The organism is Alishewanella sp. d11 (assembly GCF_049390205.1).
Taxonomy (GTDB): Bacteria; Pseudomonadota; Gammaproteobacteria; order Enterobacterales; family Alteromonadaceae; genus Alishewanella.
On sequence record NZ_CP186547.1, the window covers coordinates 1697586 to 1716144 of the forward strand.

At 45.6% G+C, this 18559-nt stretch carries 19 protein-coding genes; 6 read left to right on the forward strand and 13 right to left on the reverse strand.

The window, feature by feature from the left end; all coding sequences use genetic code 11:
* Nucleotides 1-11: 11 nt before the first annotated feature.
* From hemB to ACO1PK_RS07620, 10 genes are all read right to left on the reverse strand, one after another.
* Nucleotides 12-1013 (reverse strand): porphobilinogen synthase, encoded by a 1002-nt coding sequence (gene hemB, locus ACO1PK_RS07575; protein WP_423188060.1) that lies wholly within the window; start codon nucleotides 1011-1013, stop codon nucleotides 12-14.
* Nucleotides 1003-1800 (reverse strand): TatD family hydrolase, encoded by a 798-nt coding sequence (locus ACO1PK_RS07580; protein ID WP_423188061.1) that lies wholly within the window; start codon nucleotides 1798-1800, stop codon nucleotides 1003-1005. Before ACO1PK_RS07580 ends, hemB begins: the two co-directional genes overlap by 11 nt.
* A 1-nt stretch (nucleotide 1801) precedes the next feature.
* Nucleotides 1802-2290, reverse strand: coding sequence for a hypothetical protein (locus tag ACO1PK_RS07585; RefSeq protein WP_423188062.1), 489 nt, complete (start codon nucleotides 2288-2290; stop codon nucleotides 1802-1804).
* On the reverse strand, nucleotides 2287-3036 hold the full coding sequence (gene tatC, locus ACO1PK_RS07590; RefSeq protein WP_423188063.1) for a twin-arginine translocase subunit TatC: 750 nt from the start codon (nucleotides 3034-3036) through the stop codon (nucleotides 2287-2289). Before tatC ends, ACO1PK_RS07585 begins: the two co-directional genes overlap by 4 nt.
* Complete coding sequence (tatB, locus tag ACO1PK_RS07595) at nucleotides 3014-3391, reverse strand: Sec-independent protein translocase protein TatB (RefSeq protein WP_423188064.1); 378 nt, start codon at nucleotides 3389-3391, stop codon at nucleotides 3014-3016. The genes tatC and tatB overlap by 23 nt, the downstream gene beginning before the upstream one ends.
* Before the next feature lie 2 nt (nucleotides 3392-3393).
* Entirely contained in the window at nucleotides 3394-3660 is a 267-nt protein-coding gene (tatA, locus tag ACO1PK_RS07600; RefSeq protein WP_423188065.1) for a twin-arginine translocase TatA/TatE family subunit, read from the reverse strand.
* A 60-nt stretch (nucleotides 3661-3720) separates the two neighbouring features.
* Nucleotides 3721-5349: a ubiquinone biosynthesis regulatory protein kinase UbiB gene (gene ubiB / locus ACO1PK_RS07605; RefSeq protein ID WP_423188066.1), complete on the reverse strand. Its 1629-nt coding sequence runs from the start codon at nucleotides 5347-5349 to the stop codon at nucleotides 3721-3723.
* A gap of 3 nt (nucleotides 5350-5352) precedes the next feature.
* Nucleotides 5353-5958 carry a ubiquinone biosynthesis accessory factor UbiJ gene (locus ACO1PK_RS07610; RefSeq protein ID WP_423188067.1) on the reverse strand — a complete coding sequence of 202 codons (606 nt, stop codon included), beginning with the start codon at nucleotides 5956-5958 and terminating at the stop codon, nucleotides 5353-5355.
* The gene (ubiE, locus tag ACO1PK_RS07615) at nucleotides 5958-6713 is read right to left on the reverse strand and encodes a bifunctional demethylmenaquinone methyltransferase/2-methoxy-6-polyprenyl-1,4-benzoquinol methylase UbiE (RefSeq protein WP_423188068.1); all 756 of its coding nucleotides are present in this window, start codon (nucleotides 6711-6713) and stop codon (nucleotides 5958-5960) included. Before ubiE ends, ACO1PK_RS07610 begins: the two co-directional genes overlap by 1 nt.
* Before the next feature lie 109 nt (nucleotides 6714-6822).
* Entirely contained in the window at nucleotides 6823-7845 is a 1023-nt protein-coding gene (locus ACO1PK_RS07620; RefSeq protein ID WP_423188069.1) for a GGDEF domain-containing protein, read from the reverse strand.
* Between the two features lie 354 nt (nucleotides 7846-8199).
* Between ACO1PK_RS07620 and ACO1PK_RS07625 the strand changes: the two genes are divergently transcribed.
* Nucleotides 8200-9939, forward strand: coding sequence for a DUF885 domain-containing protein (locus ACO1PK_RS07625; protein ID WP_423188070.1), 1740 nt, complete (start codon nucleotides 8200-8202; stop codon nucleotides 9937-9939).
* A gap of 49 nt (nucleotides 9940-9988) precedes the next feature.
* Here the strand turns inward: ACO1PK_RS07625 and ACO1PK_RS07630 are convergent, their stop codons facing one another.
* The gene (locus tag ACO1PK_RS07630; protein ID WP_423188071.1) at nucleotides 9989-10231 is read right to left on the reverse strand and encodes a hypothetical protein; all 243 of its coding nucleotides are present in this window, start codon (nucleotides 10229-10231) and stop codon (nucleotides 9989-9991) included.
* Between the two features lie 28 nt (nucleotides 10232-10259).
* A complete protein-coding gene (locus tag ACO1PK_RS07635; RefSeq protein ID WP_423188072.1) occupies nucleotides 10260-10733 on the reverse strand; it encodes an EVE domain-containing protein in 474 nt (157 codons plus the stop codon).
* A 63-nt stretch (nucleotides 10734-10796) separates the two neighbouring features.
* On the opposite strand from ACO1PK_RS07635, the gene tesB reads away from it, so the two are divergent.
* Nucleotides 10797-11660 (forward strand): acyl-CoA thioesterase II, encoded by an 864-nt coding sequence (gene tesB, locus ACO1PK_RS07640; protein WP_423188073.1) that lies wholly within the window; start codon nucleotides 10797-10799, stop codon nucleotides 11658-11660.
* Here tesB and plsB read toward each other — a convergent pair.
* On the reverse strand, nucleotides 11638-14100 hold the full coding sequence (gene plsB / locus ACO1PK_RS07645; RefSeq protein ID WP_423188074.1) for a glycerol-3-phosphate 1-O-acyltransferase PlsB: 2463 nt from the start codon (nucleotides 14098-14100) through the stop codon (nucleotides 11638-11640). The two genes, tesB and plsB, sit on opposite strands and share 23 nt — an antisense overlap.
* Nucleotides 14101-14330: 230 nt before the next feature.
* Here plsB and lexA point away from each other — a divergent pair, with 230 nt between their 5' ends.
* From lexA to ACO1PK_RS07665, 4 genes are all read left to right on the forward strand, one after another.
* On the forward strand, nucleotides 14331-14951 hold the full coding sequence (gene lexA / locus ACO1PK_RS07650) for a transcriptional repressor LexA (protein WP_423188180.1): 621 nt from the start codon (nucleotides 14331-14333) through the stop codon (nucleotides 14949-14951).
* 384 nt (nucleotides 14952-15335) lie between these two features.
* A complete protein-coding gene (gene coxB / locus ACO1PK_RS07655; RefSeq protein ID WP_423188181.1) occupies nucleotides 15336-16406 on the forward strand; it encodes a cytochrome c oxidase subunit II in 1071 nt (356 codons plus the stop codon).
* 3 nt (nucleotides 16407-16409) lie between these two features.
* Entirely contained in the window at nucleotides 16410-17993 is a 1584-nt protein-coding gene (gene ctaD, locus ACO1PK_RS07660) for a cytochrome c oxidase subunit I (protein WP_423188075.1), read from the forward strand.
* Between the two features lie 11 nt (nucleotides 17994-18004).
* Entirely contained in the window at nucleotides 18005-18559 is a 555-nt protein-coding gene (locus ACO1PK_RS07665) for a cytochrome c oxidase assembly protein (RefSeq protein WP_423188076.1), read from the forward strand.

The following is an 18559-nucleotide window of genomic DNA, read 5'->3' on the forward strand; positions in this document are numbered from 1 at the left end:
GTAGCTACAATTTATTGTTTTAGCCAGATTGCCACTTTTTTGGCAAAGTAAGTCAAAATGCCATCGGCACCCGCGCGCTTAAATGCCAGTAGTGACTCCATGATTACCGGTTGTTCGGCCAACCAACCATTTTGAATAGCCGCCATATGCATGGCATACTCGCCGCTGACTTGGTAAGCAAAGGTCGGGACGCCGAATTCGTCTTTTACCCGACGCACGATATCTAAATAAGGCATGCCAGGTTTTACCATCACCATATCAGCGCCTTCTTCCAAATCCATGGCAACTTCATGCAGTGCTTCATTGCTGTTGGCAGGATCCATCTGATAGTTCTTTTTATTGCCCCCTTTTAAATTGCCGGCAGAGCCGACCGCATCTCGAAAAGGACCGTAATAACTAGAAGCATACTTTGCCGAATACGCCATAATACGGGTATTCACAAAGCCAGCCTCTTCCAGCGCGTCGCGAATAGCTCCTATTCTGCCATCCATCATATCGGAGGGGGCAATAACATCAGCGCCTGCAGCTGCATGAGACAGCGCTTGTTTGACTAAGGCTTCCGTGGTCACGTCATTTAACACATAGCCATTATCATCAATAATGCCATCTTGACCATGCGTGGTGAAAGGATCTAGAGCGACATCGGTGATCACGCCAAGCTCTGGCGCGTGTTGCTTTAATAATTTAACGGCGCGTTGCGCTAAGCCATTTGGGTTCCAAGCTTCTTCAGCCAGAACAGACTTTTTCTCTGCTGGCGTTACTGGAAAAAGTGCGATAGCCGGAATACCCAAGGCCACCAATTCTTTTGCTTCTGTCACTAACAAATCTAAGGATAGACGCTCGATACCCGGCATAGAGGCGATACTTTCTCGGGTATTTTCGCCTTCTATGATAAACATGGGGTAAATCAAATCATTCACAGTGATCTGATGCTCTGCCATTAAACGCCGGCTAAAATCATGTTCGCGCATCCGACGTAAACGACTGGCAGGAAAGAAACGATTAGTTTGCATCTGTGGGTTCCTCAACGGGTAATTGCAATAGTTGGCAACTATTCTGATAACTTTGCTCGGCGATCTGTTGCAGGCTACGCCCAGTTAAACGCGCAACTTCACTGCCGATAGCCGGTAATAACGCTGGGCTGTTACAACGTGGTCTAGGCCGAATATTTCTGGGGATTAAATAAGGCGCATCGGTTTCCAGAATTAATCTATCTAGCGGAATATAAGCTAGCGCTTGCTGCAGTTCTTGGCCGCGTCGCTCGTCACAAAGCCAACCGGTGATACCGATATACAACCCTAAATCTAAATAGGCTTTCAGTTGTTGGCTATTGCCGGTAAAACAATGGGCGATACCGGCTAGCGGCGGTTGCTCTTTTAGCATTGCAATTTGTGTACTAAAGGCATCGCGCTCGTGCAAATACACTGGCAGCTTAAAGTGTTGTGAGAGTTTAAGTTGCTCGGCGAAAACGGCTTGCTGCACCGCTCTTGGAGAAAAGTCACGGTTAAAATCAAGACCACATTCGCCAATCGCGACAATCTTAGGATTGGCCAACTGCTCTGTTAGTTCTGATAGCCAGTTATCGGCTACTTGAGCGGCCTGATGTGGATGCACTCCCGCGGTACAGTAGCAGCCAGGGTGTTGCTGACTGAACTGCGTATTTTTTTTGCTTTCTGCTAAATCGCTACTAATCAGCAGGCAGCGAGTCACGCCTGCGTTATTGGCTGCGGCAATAATAGCCGTTTCCTGATCAGCAAATTGCGCGCTAAATAAATTAACTCCGCAATCAAACCAGCGCATATTAGCGATCGCGTCTTACTTTGATACGGCGATTAGATTTTTCATTGCCAAGATAAAAGGCTCCTAAAGCACCGCGGCGAATATGATGACGCTCACCCACTTTTACAGCATAAATAGCAGAATCAGTTTGACGCCAAACCTGCCCGTTATCAAATTCAATAATTAATTTTTGATGTGCACCATTGCTAACCTTAGTAACAATGCCAGCTATTTCGTCAATGTTATCTGTGTTTTGCTTTCTATTCTCTAGGCCGAAATTGTTTTGAGCTGCTGGGGCTGTGAGCTGAGGATCCATCACCGCTGTTACAGAGGTTGCTGCAGAAGGTGCCTTTTGGTTCTCAGTGAGCGGGATAAGATCATAACAAGCCAGACGTTTTTGCGTATCCAGCTCTGAACGACACGCTTCCAATGCCAAAGCTAAGTTGGGTTGAGCGAGTAAGCTAGGACTGAGCCAGGCCAAACAGAAGATGACACACAATTTATTTATCATGATGACTCCTCGGGAGATTCTGTCGTTTTGGGCACATAAAAGCGACTTAACCATAACCCCAGTTCGAATAGTAAACACATCGGAATCGCGAGCAAAATTTGCGATAACACATCTGGTGGCGTGAGTAACATACCTAGTATAAATGCCGCGACAATAATATATGGGCGCTTTTCTGCTAATGCTTCACGCGATACGCTACCACTCCATACCAATAACAAGATTGCGATAGGAATTTCAAAAGATAAACCAAACGCAAAGAATAACTTCAGGACAAAATCCAGATAGCTGCTAATGTCGGTTGCTATAGTGACACCTGCGGGCGCCACGCTGGTGAAAAAAGCAAATACCAGAGGAAACACAATAAAGTACGCGAAGGCTATACCTGCATAAAACAACAGGGTGCTGCTGAACACCAGTGGTGCCATCAGACGTTTTTCTTTGCTATAGAGTGCCGGCGCAATAAATTGCCAAACTTGAAATAAGATGTAAGGGATCGCTAAACAAATCGCGACAATAAAGGTGAGTTTAAAAGGCGCGAAAAAAGGCGCTGCGACATCGGTCGCGATCATGCTAGTGCCTTCGGGGAGCACCGCTAACAATGGTTGTGCCAGCAGGGCGTAGATATCACGGGCAAAATAGGCCAAGCAAATAAAGACTAACAGCACTGCCACTATGCAACGTAACAAACGATTACGTAGCTCAAGCAAGTGTCCCAACAGGCTGTCAGGATCCGGTTTTGTTTTCATCTTTTACAGCGGTCTCATTCAGGGGCTGACTGGGTTTTGCCACCGCTATGGGAGTGGCATCTGGCATGATTTGAGCATTAGCAGGTCTGACTGAATTAGCGGCTTCGGTTAGCTCTTGTATGGCTGCCGTTTCATCAGCAGTAAGATTCAACATGCCCTTCGCTTCTGCATCTTTCAGCTTTTGATGCAACTCATGCACCCGTAAATTATCATTTAACTCGGCTTGCATTTGATAGCCAAATTGTTTGATGCTTCGAACAGTTTTCATGGTACTGCGGATGGCGCCCGGCAAACGCTCAGGGCCTAATACCAGTAAGGCGACAACCGCAATTATGAGCAGCTCCCAAAAACCCATAACTACACTTTATCTTTTTCAGTCGTAGGCTGGTTGCTGGTTGTTGGTTCAGCACTCGGTTTGGCTGGCTCAGCAAGCTGCACGGGTTTGCTATCTGCTTTTAGCTCTGCGTCGTCTTTTTGGTCTTCATCTTTGATGGAGTTGCGGAAGCCTTTAATGGCTGAACCCAGATCGGTACCTATACCCCGAAGTTTCTTGGTACCGAACAGCAGCACTATAATGGCTAAAATGATCAGCAAATTCCAAATACTAATACCACCAAAACCCATGTTAACTTCCTCGTTTTATTACGTAAATTACCGGAGCGCACCTTACAGCGACTGAGTAAATTATGCCAGTGAAGCTTTTATGGCAAAAAATGCTGCCAGAATGCCAAGTGTTGCAGCCAACCATCCGGTACTGATGCTGAATGCTATACTAGCACTAATCAGACAGGCTGCTGCAAGAATAGCGCTAATAATTTGTTGTTTGGTTTGCTGTTGCTGATGTTGCATTTGCTGTACTTGCAACAGCAAGGCTTGTTGTTGTCTGGGGCCTTGCTCCAAATAACGGTGTAATAGCTCCGGCATTTGAGGCATTTTTTCTGCCCAAAATGGGAAATTTTCTTTTACTTGTCGCCATATAGCCGGTAAACCCACTTGCTGCTTTACCCAATTCTCCAGAAAAGGTTTTGCCGTTTTCCACAGATCAAGTTGTGGATAAAGCTGTCTACCTAAGCCTTCGATATATAATAGGGTTTTTTGCAGTAAGACTAATTGTGGTTGTACCTGCATCTCAAAACGACGCGCAGTATTAAATAAGTTTAGTAAAACATGACCAAAGGAAATCTCCGCCAAGGGTTTTTGAAATATGGGTTCGCAAACAGTGCGAATGGCACTTTCAAACTCTTCAACCTTGGTGTGGGCAGGGACCCAGCCGGAATCGAGGTGCAGTTGAGCCACCTTGCGGTAATCGCGGTTAAAAAAAGCGACAAAATTTTCTGCTAAATAGCGTTTATCTTCTGCATTCAGTGTGCCGACGATACCGCAGTCAATGCCGATATATTTTGGATTTTCTGGATGGTCATAAGAGACAAAGATATTCCCAGGATGCATATCAGCATGAAAAAAGCTGTCACGAAAGACCTGGGTAAAAAAGACTTCTACTCCGCGTTTAGCAAGCAACTCCATATTGGTGCCTTGTGCTTCCAAGGCCGGTATATCCGATACTGGGATGCCATAAATACGTTCCATAACCATTACGTTACTACGGCAATGATCAGCATAAACGAAAGGGATATACAGGGAGTCAGAATCGGTGAAATTGCGTCGAAGTTGGATTGCATTAGCCGCTTCACGCTGTAAATCCAGCTCATCAAGGATGGTTTTTCGATATTCAGCGACCACTTCGCGTGGCCTTAGGCGTTTGCCATCAGGTAAAAAACGGGCTGCCATTACCGCTAAGCTGTCCATTAATGCTAAGTCAGCAATAATTTGTTTGCGGATCCCTGGTCGAATGACCTTAATCACCACATCAGCGAGTTGACCATCGTCTTGCTTTAATTGCGCGGTATGCACTTGCGCGATGGACGCGGAGGCGAGTGGTTGCAAGGCAAAGTTACTGAATAATTCATTAATATCAGTCAGATTGAGTGCTTCTTCAATCAAAGCCTTCGCTTGCTCGCCACGAAATGGCTCAACTTTATCTTGCAGAATGGCTAACTCATCGACTAAGGCTGCCGGTAACAAATCACGGCGCGTGGAAAGCATCTGCCCAAACTTAATCCAAACTGGCCCTAGGCTCTGTAACGCCAGCCTCAAGCGTGCGCCAATACTATGCTGGGGATAACGATTACCTAACCAGAATAAACTTTTTCGTAGCAGTTTTGCATACCAAGGTTGCCAATGTGGTGGAATTAATTCATCCAGACCATATTGCAATAAGGTTTTTTGGATCTGGTAAAACCGGCTTATCCGCACCTTTTACTCCTGTAACCTATTAAGTTGACGTCGCAACAGTTCGACTCTTGCCTGCAATTGACTGAGTTGTTGCGCAAATTGCTCAGTCTCGCTGCGGCTGGGCGTGAGCAATAATTCGTCCTGAGCAAGTTCTACGTGCAATTGGGCAAGTTGCTGCCCTTTTTGTTGCAGGTAGCGTTGTATTTGGTCCAGGGTGTTGCTCAGCTTGTAAGCGAGCGCATCCCCAACATACTGCGATAGTGCGAATTGCCAATCTGGGCTGAGTTGTTGTAGGAATTGAGAAAACTGTTGTGCAACCTGTAAATCCCCTTCGATTTGCAAGGCATCCGCTTTGATTAAACGTGTTAGCTGGCTAGGATCTCTGAGTTGTCTTAGTGTGTTGAGATCGGCACTGATGTGGCAATCAGTTGCTTCATTATGTTGGTTAAACAGTAATGCATCTTGGCTGGCACTTATCACCAGCGTCAATTTTAAATCGCGAAGTGTTACCGACAACTGCTTTGCTTGTAAACGTTGTAATGCAGGTTGACAAGCAGGATCCAGCGCAATTAAGCGCCGGCTTATTTTCTCTGCCGCAGCACAGAGCAGTTGCGGTAACAGTGGCAGCATCAGAATTTATACCCCCGATGTAATGCCACTATACCTCCTGTCAGATTGTGGTAGCTCACCTCAGCAAAACCTGCTGTGACCATCATGTCTTTTAATGTTTCTTGGTCAGGGTGCATACGGATCGATTCGGCAAGATACTGATAACTTTCTTTATCGTTAGCAATCAACTGTCCCATAAATGGCAGCAGACGGAAAGAATACAGATCATAAGCTTTGCTAAGCCAGTCATGTGTAGGCTTAGAAAACTCCAGCACTAATAAGCGCCCACCTGGCTTTAGTACTCTGAACATAGAGCGTAAGGCGGCATCTTTATCAGTGACATTTCTTAAACCAAAACCAATCGAAATGATATCAAAGCTATTATCGGCAAAAGGCAGTGCTTCGGCATTGGCTTGCACAAACTCGATATTATTGATTAAACCAAGATCACGTAATTTATCACGGCCCACATTTAACATTGACTCGTTGATATCGGCTAATACGACCTTACCGCTAGGGCCGACTCGTTTGGAAAATAGCGCAGTAATATCGCCAGTACCGCCGGCGAGGTCGAGCACTTGCTGACCAGGTCTGACACCACTACAGTCAATAGTGAACCGCTTCCATAGGCGGTGAATGCCCATCGACATCACATCATTCATAATGTCATATTTGGCAGCCACGGAATGAAATACATCTGCGACCATGGCAACTTTTTGCTCAGCCGGTACCGATTTAAAACCAAAATGCGTGGTGGAGTTACTAGGTTCGCTCATAACAGTGCCTGATTACGATTAATAGGCTGCTAGTGTAAAAGATTACGCCAGCTGAGCCAACAGCTGCGAGAAATCAGCTGTTGAAAATATCGAGCAGGTGTTAATCACCTTATACAGCTGTCACTAAGGCTTCACTTGCAACTTGATTGCGGCCACGTTTCTTAGCCAGATTCATGACATTATTGGTACGCGCTAGAAACTCGTACCAGTTTTCAGACGCATGGTACAGCGTCACACCTAATGAAATGGTAATGGGGGGGAGGCTTTTTTTATCTCGAGCAGACACAAAACGGAGTTTTTCTACACCTTTACGCACTTGCTCAGCAATTTCAGCTGCCGTGCGTAAATCAACATCGGGCAATAATAGCAAAAACTCTTCACCACCTGCTCGCACGGGCATGCCACTCTCTTGCACATAACTGCCGACCTTACGCGCAACCTTAGATAAAATAATATCACCAATGGTTTGCCCGTAGCGTTGATTAAACTGACTGAAATTATCCAAGTCGACCGAGATGGCAGCTATGCGCCGATCAGGTTGTTCACTAAGCCATAATTCAACCTGATTTTGCATGGCAACTCTATTATACAAACCGGTTAGTGGGTCTTGTAATCGTTGTTTTTTAAGTTGTTCTATTTCGTTGCGAAGTTGATGGCTTTGTTGGTTGGCACTGATAAGTTGCTGATTGAGGAGTTGTTGCTGTTTTCGGTAGGACAGAGTGACTTGCTTAAGTTCGGCGAGAGCAGGTGGCATAGGGATGGCATCCTGCTCAAGCTTAAACACCGTATGATCAAGTTGATCAATAAAGTCCTCTGTCGCTTCAGCTGCTAAATCGGTATAACCAGAAAGTCTACTCACCATACCTGAGACATCCTGCAGCAATTGTTCTTGCTGTTGTTGTTCAGGCAAAAGGTAGCGGTTATAAAGCTCTGCCATGATAAAGTCATCAAACATGGCTTTGGCGGCTAGCTTTTGCTCAATGGCCTGGCAAAGTTCACTGTTATTTCTGCTAATATATTCATAGCCTACAGTGTAATTTATAGGGTGCGCTGCCAATTGATTGTGCGTTAAAAATGCACTCACCTTGGCGGCTTTGTCCATGGCTTGCTGCATCGTATCTTTATACTTCATAGCACGAATCAGAGCTCCAGTAGCGATTACCAGTTAATTAACAAATCTATAGTACGTGATAAAACGTGACTGGCAATATGTTTTCAGCATATTTTCAGAGATATGTTGAAATTCCCAGCAGTTGGGTGAAAAAAAGCTCGGTAATGCTGCAGAATGAAGCGATAAAACCGCCAATATATAAGGCTTGTGTACATGATCACAGTGGCAAAAGCCGTTACAATCAATAAGTGTTGAGCAAAATTTCACATTTAGTCAGGCTGTAGAGTCAAGACATGCAGTAGCATCAGGAACTAACAATCGCTAACTTGCTAAACTAAATGGGTTTACATTAGAAGAAGAAACAGGGAACTTTATATGATTAAAATGAGCAAGGCTTTGAGTTTGCTGGCGGGGGCATTACTGTTAGCAGGATGTGCGAGTAAAGCACCTGAAACAGCAGCACCTTCATTTTCTGAACTTGCTGCGCAGATCTGGCAAGCAGAAACAGCCCTTCGCACGCCTGCGCCTGGTAGCCTAATTGATATGTCGGAAGCTGCACTAGCTGAACGGCAACAACAGCGTTTAGCGTTACAACAGCGTTTGTTGGCGGTTGATGTCAGCACGCTCTCAGAACAAGAGCAAATCGATCATGCTATTTTGGCCTATCGCCTAGCAGATGAGATTGATCAATATCGCTTTGCTGCTCACTTTATGCCACTGACCTCTGAGTCTGGCTTTCATACCTTTTTAGCCATGAGCTTTCAGCGTAGCAATTTACGTCAGGTTGCAGATTATCAGCTCTATTTGCAGCGTCTTACTGCGATTCCAACCTATATGGCGCAACAAACCGCTTTGATGCAGCAAGGTTTAGCGCAAGGTATTACGCAACCAAAAGTGGTGTTAAAAGGGTTTGAGCAAAGCATTAGTTCCTATATTGCGCAGCAACCTGAACAAAGCGTATTTTTTCAGCCCTTAAGGCGCAAGCCAGACGGTATAGACGAGCAGCAATGGCAGCAGTTCCGTCAACAAGCCATCACGTTGATCCAAACACAAGTTAATCCTGCGTTTCAGGCGTTTTATGACTTTATGGTAGAGGATTATTTGCCTGGTGCGAGAGAGAGTATTGCCGCCAGTGCTTTACCTAACGGCAGTGCTTTTTATCAAAATCGACTAGAGCATTATACTACCTTGCAATTAACACCCACCCAAGTGCATGAAACCGGGTTAGCTGAAGTGGCGAGGATCCGTGCTGAAATGCAGCAAGTGATAGACAGTCTGGGTTTTGAAGGTAGCTTTGCCGAATTTATTCATTTTTTACGAACTGATCCGCAATTTTATGCCACTTCTGCTGATGAACTGATGCGTTACGCTGCGTGGTTATCCAAACGCGCCGATGCAGAATTACCGCGCTTTTTTAATTTGTTACCCAGAACACCTTATGGCGTAGTGGAAGTTCCTGCGGAAATTGCCCCTAAATATACAACCGGCCGCTATTCTGGGGCAACACGGGATGATCAGGCGGGCTTTTACTGGGTAAATACCTATGCGCTGAATCGACGCCCCCTGTATGAGATGGAAGCACTCACTTTGCATGAGGCGGTTCCTGGCCACCATTTGCAAATCTCTCTGGCGCGGGAGCAAACTGAGTTGGCCGATTTTCGTCGTTCTTTCTATACCTCTGCCTTTGGTGAGGGTTGGGGACTCTATGCAGAATATTTAGGTTTGGAAATGGGTTTTTACCAAGATCCCTACAGCAACTTTGGTCGCTTAACCTATGAAATGTGGCGCGCTGCCAGGTTAGTGGTTGATACCGGTATGCATACTAAAGGCTGGAGCCGGCAACAAGCGATGGATTTTTTAGCAGAAAATACCGCGTTATCTATGCACAATGTGCAAACTGAAATCGATCGTTATATCAGCTGGCCAGGCCAAGCCTTATCTTACAAGTTAGGAGAGTTAACGATTAAACGCTTACGCCAACAGGCGGAAACCCAATTGGCCGACAAGTTTGATATTCGTGAGTTTCATGGTGTGGTATTAGGAAATGGTAGTGTGCCACTTGCGGTGTTAGAGCAACAGGTTGCGGCTTATATTAAACGCAAGTTACAGCAGTAACTTGCTGCTGTGGCCGCACAACGTTGGTACCTAGCGATGTTGTGTGGCTTTAATGCCGAATTGTGAGTGAGGGGGCAATATCGATCTGGCCTGTTTCATCAATAGCCGCACATTTCTCGGCAAGCTCTAAAATTGCTAGCTGTCCTGTTGGCATCTGGCGCACAAATCGTAATTGATAACCATAACGCTGTAATTCGATAACCGCTAACTTCTGCGCAGCGCTGAGGGGTTCCCAAATATCGTGCAGCGCTTTGCTGTTATGGCGACGCTCGGCATGTGCAATCTTATGCATCTTGCTAACTCCAAGGTTGGCTTTGCAATTAAGAGCCTGAGTTTGCGGACAAGTTCAATAGATCCTGCCACTGCGTTGCCGTAACCGGCATCACCGATAAGCGATTCCCCTTTTGTACTAAAGGTAATTCACGCATTTTTGGCGAGTGTTTGATTTTATCTAGAGAAATTAACTGCGGCAGCTTGCTAACAAAAATTAAGTCGACAGCGACCCATCGCGGGCATTCTAGCGTCGATTTTACATCAAAATAGGGGCTACTTGGCACAAACTGGCTGGGATCTGGATAAGCAGTTCGGCAAACTTGCGCTATGCCCGCTACGCCAATGTGCTTGCAACTAGAGTGGTAAATAAAAACCTTATCCTGTAAAGCCACTTGATCGCGCAAAAAGTTTCTTGCTTGATAATTTCGAACGCCTTCCCAAATAATGGGCTGATGCGGTGCTCGTGCAAAATCATCAATACTGCATTCTGCCGGTTCGGTTTTAAATAACCAATAGTTCATTTTGCCAGACTCCTCTATTTACGGCAGAATAACAGGACTTTAAATCGCAGAATAGGCCAAAGTATGAGTCAGGTATTAGCAAATTTATTGTCTTTACTTAAGCTGGAGACGATTGAGCTTGGGCTTTATCGGGGACAGAGTCAGGATTTAGGTTTTAAAGCGGTGTTCGGCGGTCAGGTGATGGGACAAGCGTTATCCGCTGCGAAAGAAACCTTGCCAGAGGAGCGCAAGGTACATTCCTTTCATTCTTATTTCTTACGGCCTGGTGATGCGAGCAAGCCCATCGTGTATGAAGTTGAAAATATTCGCGATGGTAAAAGTTTTAGTACTCGGCGCGTCAGTGCTATTCAGTTTGGCAAGCCGATCTTCTATATGACGGCCTCTTTTCAAACAGAAGAATCAGGTTTTGAACATCAGGTCGCAATGCCTGACGTGCCAGGACCTGACGAGTTAGTTTCCGATCTTGATTTTTATCAGCAGCATGCGGCTCAAATCCCCGAAAAATTACGCAGTAAGTTTATTTGTGAAAAGCCAATCGAAATGCGACCGGTTGATTTTCAAAATCCCTTTTCACCACAAGTGAGCGCACCAAAACGCTTTGTCTGGTTTAAAGCTAATGGTCACATGCCTGATGATGTAAGAGTACATAAATACTTATTAGCTTATGCGTCAGACTTTAATTTTTTACCAACAGCATTGCAGCCGCATGGTCGTTCTTTTATGGCGCCGCACATGCAAGTAGCTACTATTGATCATGCGATGTGGTTTCATCATGACTTCCGTTTTGACGATTGGCTGCTCTATGCTGTAGATAGCCCAGCCGCGTCAGGCGGCCGGGGGCTCGTGCAGGGGCAATTTTTTAGTCGTGATGGCAAACTTGTTGCGACCACTATCCAGCAAGGCGTTATTCGCGAATATCAGGTTTGAGGGGCAAGCGTGCTGGCATAATACTGTTAATACTTTGCAATATTTCACTGCGCAGCAATAAATTAACCGTTTTAGCTAGGTTGGCTAGCGCGGCGGTAGCTGAGACCTTATTGTCTTGGTCTACTTGCGTATAGCCTTCCGCTTTTAACGCTTGGCTTAAGGTTGCAAACAAATTCTTGTCGTAATACTCAGGCGCATTAATACCGTGCAATACCAATAAACGCTGGGCTAACAAATGGCTTTGTTGTTCTAATTCAGCTCGATTGAGTGGGCCATGAGCGCGCAGTAAATTAAACACCATCGCATAACGCTGTAAGGTATGTTCGGCGTTATGCGCTAATAGATCGAGCATAAAATATTCGCGACTATGTTGGGCTGGTGCATGGAACAGCTCGCCTGTTTGTTGTAACAGCCCTTGTGCAACTAATTGCTGTAAGATAGCTTTACTGTATTGCGATACTGAGGGGACGTAGAGGTAAAGTTCTTGACGTAATAAGCCATAGAGCTGCTCCACCTGAGTGAGTAGTTGTTGTTGGCTAAGCTGGCCTTGGCGTAGCACCGCTGCGGCTAAAATGGCGGGCAAGATAAATAAATGCAGCACATTATTGCGGTAATAACTCATTAACACTGCGCTGGCAGGTGTAAGGCTGACTAATTCGCCAAAACTGTCTCTGCACACCTGAATTTTCTGCATTTTTTCTGCATGGTCAATCATTTGCTCAGCATCCATTTCGGGTAAGCTCACAAAACGATGATAAGGTGCTTGCTGTTGTAACGTCAGATAACAGTTTAATTGCTGTATCAGCTCTTGCCGAGTCAGCGTATGTTTATCGCTAGCCAGTAAGCAAAGTGCTAGCAGATTTATGCTGTTTAATGCTGCGGCTTGGTTAATGTGCCGCATAATTTGGTCAGATAATGTGGCTACTACTGGATTGAGCCATTGCGGTTTGGGCGCTTCTAGTGGATTAATTTCACTTTTCCACTCAGGTACTTGCTGATTTAAGTACTGATTCAGTGAAATGGGCTCTCCGAAATTGACATAGCCATAACCATAATCACGCAGATTACGCAGCGCTTTGAAGACCCCGCCTACCGATTCCTTCTTTTTACCAGCGCCCTGCAGTTCGCTGAGGTAAGTATTCACCTCCATCACATGTTCATAGCCAAGATAAACCGGAACAAGGGTGACTGGGCGATCAATACCTCTTAGCATGGATTGGACAGTCATGGCTAGCATGCCGGTTTTGGGTGTTAAGAGGCGACCGGTTCTGCTGCGCCCCCCTTCGGTGTAATATTTGACGGCATAGCCTTTGCTAAAAAGCAGGCTTAAGTACTCCCGAAAGACGGCAGAATAAAGCTTGTTGCCACTGAAACTACGGCGAATAAAGAAAGCCCCACCCCGACGAAATAAAGTACCAGCAGGCCAAAAATTCAGGTTAATCCCAGCTGCAATATGCGGTGGCACTAAGCCTTGGTGATAAATAATATAGCTTAACAGTAAATAATCCATATGACTGCGGTGGCAGGGGACATAAACAATTTCATGCCCTTTTTGCGCCAAATCACGCAACATATCCACGTTGTTAACTTTGATACCGTAGTACAATTTTTGCCACAGCCAGCTTAAAACACGATCCCCAAAGCGCAAGGTTGAGGTGCGATAATCGGCGGCAATCTCTTGTAATAACTTCTGTGCCTCTTGTTGCGCCGCTGCTTGACTAATCCGTTTGCTGCTTGCCTCATCAGCAATCGCTTTTTTTAACGCTGGCGTCGCTAAGAGTGCATTAAATAGTTGGCTGCGATTCATCAGCTTCGGGCCCGTGGCGGCTAAGCGTTGGCGGTAGAAATGAATGCGAGACATCCTCAGTAGTTTGCGTGCGGTATCTTCTGCGGCTCCAAATTGGTCGGCCATTTGGTGCAAATCTACCGGTTTGCTGAGTCTTACCAAGGTGTGGCGGCCAGAGACAAGCACGATAAGTAATTTTGCTAGCCAGTTTGGTGAGTGGGCTTCCCCTAATAGCCATTTGATACTGTCTTCTTTACCTGGTGCGCGACCCCATAATATGGCAGCGGGCATCAGCTGAGCTTGCAACGTTGGATCAGCAAGATGGGCAGCCAGTAGCGTTTGGCCATGTTGTAGCGCCAAGGTTTTCTTTCTAGCACCCAATAAACGATGGGGTTTTTCTAAAAAAAGTGTTCTCGGTAACTGTTGATTATTCAGCGTGACCTTGTCTAACGGATCAGGCAACTCTAACTGCTGACAAACGCTACGCAGGGTCGCCAGATCGCTGGCAGATTCAGTATGGCAAATGTAAAACAATGGTCGCTCAACCGCGATATCGAGTTGAACTAACGGATTGTCTGGCACAATTTTGCATTTAACCAGCAGCCGTAGCGGCCATTTCAACAGTTTAGTCAACAGTAACAGACTTGATAACATACTCAAATTAGCCAAGTAAGATTTCAAAAAAGTGCAGTAGAATACCACAATTTAGAGCTAACTCAGCTTAACGTCCTTAAATTTCGGTTAACTCGTCAGATGCTGTTTGCTAGAGTGGTCAATTTATCTGCGCTATGTGGTAATAAGTGGTAAAAAAGCACAGACACTTGGCAATTGCTAAAAGGCTGTATATACTCACAGTAAATACTGTATAGGTAGCCAGCACTATGATGAGACCACTTACACCACGGCAGGCTGAAATTCTGCAACTTATCAAAGATTACCAAATAGAAACGGGTATGCCACCCACGCGAGCGGAAATTGCTTTGAAGTTGGGGTTTAAATCGGCAAATGCGGCTGAAGAGCATTTGAAAGCACTGGCCAAGAAAGGCGTCATTGAGATGTTGCCGGGTACATCTCGCGGTATTCGATTAATTGAAGACGATAGTGCTCCCGAACAACTCGGCTTACCGCTGATTGGTAAGGTAGCTGCTGGGCAGCCTATTCTAGCGGCAGAGCATGTACAAAATCATTATCAAATTGATGCGCACTTGTTTAAACCACATGCCGATTTCTTGTTGAAAGTACAGGGCATGAGTATGCAGGATATTGGTATTTTAGATGGCGACTTGCTTGCTGTACATAAAACAGCTCAAGCAGAATCAGGGCAAGTCATCGTTGCGCGGGTAGATGATGAAGTTACGGTAAAGCGTTTTCAGCGACAAGGGCATCAGGTGTTATTGTTGCCGGAAAATGCTGATTTTGATGTTATCAAAGTTGATTTGCGCCAGCAGCATTTTGCCATTGAAGGCTTGGCTGTAGGGGTGATCCGCAATGGTTCCTGGTTATAAATCTGCCCTTACTCAATAAGTTATTTTACTACTGCACTGGTATGACCTGATGGTTTTATCAGTGCTTTTGCATTTTTGGGGTTTACATTATCTCAATCCTGGACAATTCTTAGACAGCCACTGCTGAAAAAATAATAAAAAAGCATTGGTTGATTTCAGCCTAAGTCTCGAAATCAATTAAAACAATAACTATAAAAAAATTGCGAAACTTAACACATAGATTCGGTCGGGTGGGTAGTCAAAAAACCGTGTAGTGCTGTGTACGGAGTTTCTGCAATTTGCATTTGCAAATGACAGAGGAGAAGTACAGTGACAAACGCACGTAGTTTGGCTTGGTCGCTGCCATTCCTGCTTTTTGCCGCATCGACACATGCATCCAATAGCATGCCTTTAAATATGACTAAAGGCGTGACAGAAATAAGTCAGCAGGTTTATCAACTGCATATGACCATTTTCTGGATCTGTTGTGTTATCGGCGCAGTAGTGTTTGGCATCATGTTTTGGTCTATTATTCGCCACCGCAAAGCAAGAGGGGTGCAACCGGCGTCCTTTCATGAAAGCACCAAAATCGAAATTCTTTGGACGGCTATTCCGGTCGTTATCCTGATAGGGATGGCATTTCCAGCCACTAAAACCTTAATTGCTATGGAGGATACTTCTGCTGCCGATGTGACGGTTTTGGTCACGGGTTCGCAATGGAAGTGGCATTACAGGTATCTCGAGCATGAGGTGGAATATTTTTCGTTATTGGCAACGCCGCGCGAGCAAATTTCCAACAAACTCGCCAAAGGGCAAAACTATCTGCTAGAAGTTGATCGCCCCTTAGTGATTCCAACAGGTAAAAAAGTCCGTTTCTTAATGACCTCCGATGACGTTATCCACTCCTGGTGGGTGCCTGCTTTTGCCATTAAAAAAGACGCGAACCCAGGCTTTATCAATGAAGCTTGGACGCGCGTTGATGTACCGGGTATTTATCGTGGCCAATGTGCAGAGCTGTGCGGTAAAGATCATGCTTTTATGCCTATTGTAGTGATTGCGAAAGAGCCTGCCGATTATTACGCCTGGATTACTGCTGAGGAAACTCGCCTAGCCGAGGCGAAAGCTGCCGAGCGTGAATTGCTGGCGATGAATATGTCTATGGAAGAGTTAATGAGAACGGGCGAACAAGTTTATCAAGGGTGGTGTGCGGCATGCCATCAGGCAACTGGCGCAGGCTTGCCAGGTATTTTCCCTGCGATCAAAGGCAGTCAGTTAGTGCTAAATGATCGCGCCGCCCATATCGACATTATCGTCAACGGTAAACCTGGCACTGCCATGCAAGCCTTTGGTAAGCAGCTCAGTTTAAAAGAACTCGCCGCAGTCATTACTTATACCCGTAATGCATTTGATAACAACACCGGTGACACCGTGCAAGCTGCCGATGTGTTCGCTGTTCAGCAAGGCAAGGGAGAATAACGGATGTCAGCTATCACCTCAGAACATGATGATCATGCGCATGATCACAAACCCAGCGGTATAAAACGCTGGCTATTTACCACTAACCACAAAGATATCGGGACCATGTACCTGATTTTTGCGCTGGTGATGTTTTTTACTGGCGGTGCCATGGCGATGGTGATCCGGTTAGAGTTATTTCAACCGGGTATGCAATTTGTCGAGCCACAGTTTTTTAACCAAATGACCACAGTGCATGGCCTGATCATGGTATTTGGTGCGGTGATGCCCGCCTTTACGGGCCTCGCAAACTGGATGATCCCGATTATGATTGGGGCGCCGGATATGGCTTTACCACGGATGAATAACTGGAGTTTTTGGATCCTGCCCTTTGCGTTTTTAATTCTGATTCTGAGTCTGTTTATGCCGGGTGGCGGCCCAGATTTCGGTTGGACTTTTTATGCGCCACTCTCTACCACCTACAGTAATGACAGTACCGCTTTGTTTGTATTCGCAGTTCATATTATGGGGATCTCCTCTATTATGGGCGCGATTAATGTCATTGTGACCATTTGGAATATGCGCGCACCTGGCATGACGTGGATGAAAATGCCGTTGTTTGTTTGGACATGGTTTATTACGGCATTTTTATTAATTATGGTCATGCCTGTGTTAGCCACGGTGGTGACGATGGTGCTCACGGATAAATATTTTGGCACCAGCTTTTTTGATGCGGCTGGTGGTGGCGATCCAGTACTGTTTCAACACATTTTTTGGTTCTTTGGTCATCCAGAAGTGTACATTATGATCTTACCTGCTTTTGGGATTATCTCGGCTATTGTACCGACCTTTGCCCGTAAACCGCTATTTGGCTATGCCTCTATGGTATATGCCACTGCCAGTATTGCGGTGTTATCCTTTTTGGTATGGGCACATCATATGTTTACAACGGGTATGCCGGTGTTCGCTACCTTATTTTTTATGTATGCGACCATGCTGATAGCCGTACCCACAGGCGTAAAAGTGTTTAATTGGGTCGCGACGATGTGGCGCGGCGCCATGACCTTTGAAGTGCCAATGATGTTTGCTCTGGCCTTTATTGTGCTCTTCACGATTGGCGGCTTTTCTGGGCTGATGTTGGCGATTACACCGGCTGATTTTCAGTATCACGACACCTATTTTGTGGTAGCGCATTTTCACTATGTCTTAGTGTCTGGAGCGGTGTTTTCTATTATTGCTGCCGCTTATTATTGGCTACCTAAGTGGACAGGCTATATGTATGACGAACGTTTAGGGCAGCTGCATTTCTGGTGTTCGTTGATTTCAGTGAATCTGTTATTTTTTCCAATGCATTTTGTTGGTTTAGCCGGCATGCCGCGACGGATCCCAGACTATGCACTGCAATTTGCTGACTTCAATGCGTTTATTAGTGTAGGTGGCTTTTTGTTTGGGTTATCACAGCTCATTTTTGTCTGGGTAATCGTGAAGTGCGCACGCGGCGGTGAAAAAGCTACCGCGCAAGTATGGGAAGGTGCCGAAGGCCTAGAATGGGAAATTCCATCTCCTGCGCCTTATCACACCTTTGATACGCCACCTGTAATTAAGTAAGGGGCTTAACCATGTCTACACATAAAAGCTTAGTAGGCAAATTAGTCGCAATTACATTGTTAATGTTCGGCTTTGGCTACGCTTTGGTACCGCTGTATGAGGTATTTTGCGAAGTGACGGGGCTTAACGGTAAAACATCGGATACCCCCGCTGTGATGTTAGTAGATGGTGTTGATACCAGTCGGGAAGTGACTATCGAGTTTTTAGCTCGGCCAAATAAAGATATGCCTTGGATTTTTAAACCGGAAGTGCGCCGTATGACGGTGCACCCCGGCGAAGTTCATGTTATGAATTATTTTGCAGAAAATCCCACAGCACAGCTGATTGTTGGTCAAGCTGTGCCTTCCGTATCGCCAGGTCAGGCGGCTCTTTTTTTACACAAGATTGAATGCTTTTGTTTTACCCAGCAACAATTGGCTGCGGGCAATAATATGTTAATGCCTGTGCAGTTCTATGTTGACCCCGCGCTGCCCGCGCACTTCAGTACGATTACGCTGAATTACACTTTGTATGATGTGACAGCGAATTGGCAACCGGGTACGCAACTTGAAAAGATTGGGGAATAA

Excerpts from the sequence above, each read along its gene's own strand:
- ACO1PK_RS07610 (WP_423188067.1), bottom strand. The coding sequence starts at position 5,958 with ATGCTGCCACTGTTACCGCAACTGCTCTGTGCTGCGGCAGAGAAAATA.
- coxB (WP_423188181.1), top strand. The coding sequence starts at position 15,336 with ATGCCTTTAAATATGACTAAAGGCGTGACAGAAATAAGTCAGCAGGTT.
- ACO1PK_RS07625 (WP_423188070.1), top strand. The coding sequence starts at position 8,200 with ATGATTAAAATGAGCAAGGCTTTGAGTTTGCTGGCGGGGGCATTACTG.
- tatB (WP_423188064.1), bottom strand. The coding sequence starts at position 3,391 with ATGGGTTTTTGGGAGCTGCTCATAATTGCGGTTGTCGCCTTACTGGTA.
- ctaD (WP_423188075.1), top strand. The coding sequence starts at position 16,410 with ATGTCAGCTATCACCTCAGAACATGATGATCATGCGCATGATCACAAA.
- tatA (WP_423188065.1), bottom strand. The coding sequence starts at position 3,660 with ATGGGTTTTGGTGGTATTAGTATTTGGAATTTGCTGATCATTTTAGCC.
- ACO1PK_RS07580 (WP_423188061.1), bottom strand. The coding sequence starts at position 1,800 with ATGCGCTGGTTTGATTGCGGAGTTAATTTATTTAGCGCGCAATTTGCT.
- tesB (WP_423188073.1), top strand. The coding sequence starts at position 10,797 with ATGAGTCAGGTATTAGCAAATTTATTGTCTTTACTTAAGCTGGAGACG.
- ACO1PK_RS07585 (WP_423188062.1), bottom strand. The coding sequence starts at position 2,290 with ATGATAAATAAATTGTGTGTCATCTTCTGTTTGGCCTGGCTCAGTCCT.
- tatC (WP_423188063.1), bottom strand. The coding sequence starts at position 3,036 with ATGAAAACAAAACCGGATCCTGACAGCCTGTTGGGACACTTGCTTGAG.
- ubiE (WP_423188068.1), bottom strand. The coding sequence starts at position 6,713 with ATGAGCGAACCTAGTAACTCCACCACGCATTTTGGTTTTAAATCGGTA.
- hemB (WP_423188060.1), bottom strand. The coding sequence starts at position 1,013 with ATGCAAACTAATCGTTTCTTTCCTGCCAGTCGTTTACGTCGGATGCGC.
- ACO1PK_RS07620 (WP_423188069.1), bottom strand. The coding sequence starts at position 7,845 with ATGAAGTATAAAGATACGATGCAGCAAGCCATGGACAAAGCCGCCAAG.
- ACO1PK_RS07635 (WP_423188072.1), bottom strand. The coding sequence starts at position 10,733 with ATGAACTATTGGTTATTTAAAACCGAACCGGCAGAATGCAGTATTGAT.
- plsB (WP_423188074.1), bottom strand. The coding sequence starts at position 14,100 with ATGTTATCAAGTCTGTTACTGTTGACTAAACTGTTGAAATGGCCGCTA.
- lexA (WP_423188180.1), top strand. The coding sequence starts at position 14,331 with ATGAGACCACTTACACCACGGCAGGCTGAAATTCTGCAACTTATCAAA.
- ACO1PK_RS07665 (WP_423188076.1), top strand. The coding sequence starts at position 18,005 with ATGTCTACACATAAAAGCTTAGTAGGCAAATTAGTCGCAATTACATTG.
- ACO1PK_RS07630 (WP_423188071.1), bottom strand. The coding sequence starts at position 10,231 with ATGCATAAGATTGCACATGCCGAGCGTCGCCATAACAGCAAAGCGCTG.